The organism is Streptomyces sp. SID14478, from assembly GCF_010548525.1.
In the GTDB taxonomy this organism is placed as follows: Bacteria; Actinomycetota; Actinomycetes; order Streptomycetales; family Streptomycetaceae; genus Streptomyces.
This window is the reverse complement of record NZ_JAAGMG010000610.1, coordinates 1-3286: the sequence shown is the minus strand read 5'-3', so window position 1 is coordinate 3286 and position 3286 is coordinate 1. Positions and strand designations below refer to the sequence as shown.

The following is a 3286-nucleotide window of genomic DNA, read 5'->3' as shown; positions in this document are numbered from 1 at the left end:
CGCGCCCCCGGGCGGGCGGCGCCGGCCGCGATCCACGCGCGCAGCCGCGCTGCGGTGACGGGGCCTTCGTACGTGACGGCCGTGTGCACGAGCGGGCATTCGAGCGCGGCCGTGCGGGCCATGCCGTCGAGCAGCGCGGGCAGTACGTCGTCCGTGCGGGAGAGGGTGACGAGGTGGATGCGGCGCCCTGCCGCGCGTACCGCCTGCAGCAGGACGAGCCCGGCGCGGGCGTACCGCACCGCCGGGCCGTACGCGGGGGTGCCGCCGGACGGCCCGTCGCCCCAGGCCACCACCAGGGTGGTGGCCCGGGCGGCGTGCCGCTCCAGTTCCTGCCCGAGCCGGTCCTCGCCCAGCGTGGCGGGATCGGCGTACCAGCACTCGGTGCCGAGGGTGCGGGCCGCGGCCGCGACGTCCTCCCGGTCGGTGACCACCACTGTGGTGCCGGCCGGCTCGCCGGAGGCGTCCGGGACGGCGAGGTCGGTGTACCGAGGGGCTAGCGATTCCATGGGTCATCCCCGTGAGAGAAAGTGAGGTCGGGACAGGCCGGCGGACGTGGGCTCACACGCCCATGAACTCCTTGATGCCGCGGAACTGGCCGAGGGCCGGCGCGTCGTCCGGGAAGGGGTAGGGGACGCCGAGGCGGTCGGCGATGACCATGCCGGAGACGATCGCCCCCTCGTGCCCGGTCACGCTGGTGTCGGTGCCGCAGAACCAGAGGTTGTCGCGGCCCTGGATCCGGCTCAGCCGCTTCTTGCGGCCCACGTCCACGGGACGCAGCTGGGGCAGCTTCCACTTGCGCCGGACGATGACCTGCGCGGGGTCCACCTCCTCCTGCGGGTCGAAGGTGATCAGGATGGGGAACCCGGCGTTGCGGTAGGGGAAGAGCACGTTGCAGTTGCGGGTGAGGCTGCCCATCTGCTCCTCGGCGCGGGCGAGTTCGAAGTCGTCCGGCATCCGGAACTGGCAGTAGGCGTTGCGGCCCACAGTGCTCAGCCAGCTCTCGTCCCGGTGCAGCACGCTCTCGACCGGCACGTACGCGAAGTCGCCGAGCAGCTCCTGGTACTCGGGGTCGGCCGTGCGCAGCAGCGACAGCGTCACGTCCGCGTGCGTGGCGAACACGACCTGGTCGAACGTGTACTCCTGCCCGCCGGCCACCACCGTGGCGCCGGACTCCGTCGGCACGACGGACTCGACGGGCGTGTTCAGGTGGATGCGGTCGCCCAGCTCGCTCTCGATGCGGGCCAGGTAGCCGTGGATGCCGCCCTGTGCCTTGCGCCAGTAGCCGGGGGCGAAGAAGGAGAGCAGGTTCATGCTGAACGACAGGGCGACGTACATGAGGTTGTAGTCGAGCGACGGCGCGTGGCAGCCCGAGTAGATGCTCAGGATGGGGTTCATCGCCTGGTACTTGAACGCCTTGGAGTACCCGTTCTTGTCCAGGTACTCGCCGATGCTCATGGACTTGTACGAGTCGTCGCCCGAGTGGGGCAGCTGGTTCATCTCCAGGTGGAAGCGGTCGAACTCCTCGTGCAGCTCCTCGCGCAGCGCCCCGAGGAAGTCGAGGTTGTTCCACGTCTGCCGCTCGCCGGGGAAGTCCACGTGCACGGACGACGGGGCGACGTAGGTGCCGATGCCGAAGTCGGTCAGCACCCGGAACAGGTTGGGCGAGAGCTTCTCGTTGAAGTGCTCCACGCCCATGTCCACGTGGAGGGTGCCCTGGTCCGTCTCGACGGGGTGGCTGTAGGCGTGCCCGCCCAGGTACTCGCCCGCCTCGAAGAGCGTGACGTCGTACTTCTGGGACAACTGCCAGGCCGCGACGGCACCGGAGCCGCCGCCACCGATCACGGCGATCCTGCTGTTTGCTGATTCCACGGTCATCACTTCCTGGACTCGGTCTGCGGCGCGGATGCGTCGCCGAGGATCTCTGCGCTCAATTTGGTCAGCACCCTGCCGGGGCCGATCTCGTCGAAGGTCCTGTGTCCCGTACGGGCCAGATGGGTTGCGGTCTGCCACCACCGGACCGGCTTCACGAGCTGGAAGACCATCTCCTCCAGCAGGTGTGCGGCGCCCAGCGTGCGGCCGCTCGTCGTGGAGACGACGGTCTTGGTGGGCGGCGCGAACTCCCGGTCGCGCAGGAACAGCGCGAACGCGCGCCGGGCCTGCTCCATGTGCCGGGAGTGGAAGGCCCCGCTGACCGGCAGCCACACACAGCGGTGGCCGATCTCTTCGAGGCGCGGCACCAGTTCGTCCAGGCGCGGCTTCGCGGCGCTGAGGACGACTTGTTCGGGGCTGTTGTAGTTGGCCACGTCCACGTCGAAGAACTCCAGCTGGACGAGGTGCTCGTCGATGTCGTGCGCCTGGGGTCCGAGGACTGCGACCATCGCTCCGCCGCGTGCCTCCTGCATGAGGGCGCCGCGCCGGGAGACGATCTCCAGGCCCTCGAAGAGGTCGAAGACGCCGGCCGCGAAGAGCGCCGGGTACAGGCCCAGGCTGTGGCCGGTCAGGCACCGCACGGGCCCGTCCCCGTGCCGCTCGACGTGGGCCAGGTACATCAGACAGCTGACGAAGTAGATCGCCTGCTGGGTGTACGAGGTCTCGTTGAGCAGCGCGTGCGGGTCCTGCAGGCACAGTTCGCGCAGGGAGTAGCCGACGGTCTCGTCGGCCCGGTCGCACAGCTCGGGATACGCGTCGAACACGTCGGCGCCCATGCCCAGTCGCTGTGAGCCCTGCCCGGGGAACATCAGGATGTCGCTGGCCATCACCGCGCCCCCGTCAGTTCAGTTCGACGACGGTGAAGGGCGCTGCCGCGGCCGGCCCTGGTGCCGGGGCGCCGGCGCCCTTCGCGTCGATGGCCACGGACACCACTTCCTCCAGGGCCACCAGGACGTCGCCGTGCTCGTCGGTGAAGAAGAAGTCGTACATCCGCGTCCGCTGCGAGCCGCCGGGCCTGACCACGCAGTGGCAGTACACCGCCTCGTCCCGCGGGGCGCGGACCACGCTCAGCCGCCCCAGGTGGTAGGGGACGAACACGGGCCCGCCCGCCGCCTCTTCGGCGGCCAGCAGGATGGACAGCTGCATCCCGCAGTCGAGCAGCGCGGGCGACAGGCCGTACCCCCAGTCCTGGTCGACGTGGAGGAAGGCCCGCACCGCGCCGGGGCCGACCTCGGCCCAGCGCACGCCGCGCAGCGGTGCGCCGTAGTCGTAGCCGAGCCGCCGGAAGGTGTCGTAGACCTCCCGCCGGTGCTGCCTGCGGGCGCCGGCGGGCGCGGCGGGCGGGGCCGCGACCGCG

Annotated in this window: 4 protein-coding genes; all 4 read right to left on the bottom strand. The window is 70.8% G+C overall.

Features of this window, described 5'->3' with window-relative positions; genetic code table 11:
- Positions 1–506 (bottom strand): hypothetical protein (locus G3I40_RS20155; RefSeq protein WP_164303537.1); only part of this gene is annotated, 506 nt, incomplete at its 3' end.
- Positions 507–558: 52 nt separating this feature from the next.
- Positions 559–1869, bottom strand: coding sequence for an FAD-dependent oxidoreductase (locus tag G3I40_RS20150; protein ID WP_164303536.1), 1311 nt, complete (start codon positions 1867–1869; stop codon positions 559–561).
- 5 nt (positions 1870–1874) lie between these two features.
- On the bottom strand, positions 1875–2756 hold the full coding sequence (locus tag G3I40_RS20145; RefSeq protein ID WP_164303535.1) for an ACP S-malonyltransferase: 882 nt from the start codon (positions 2754–2756) through the stop codon (positions 1875–1877).
- Positions 2757–2769: 13 nt separating this feature from the next.
- Positions 2770–3286, bottom strand: a 517-nt coding sequence (locus G3I40_RS20140; RefSeq protein ID WP_164303534.1) for a polyketide synthase dehydratase domain-containing protein, incomplete at its 5' end; no start/stop codon positions are given.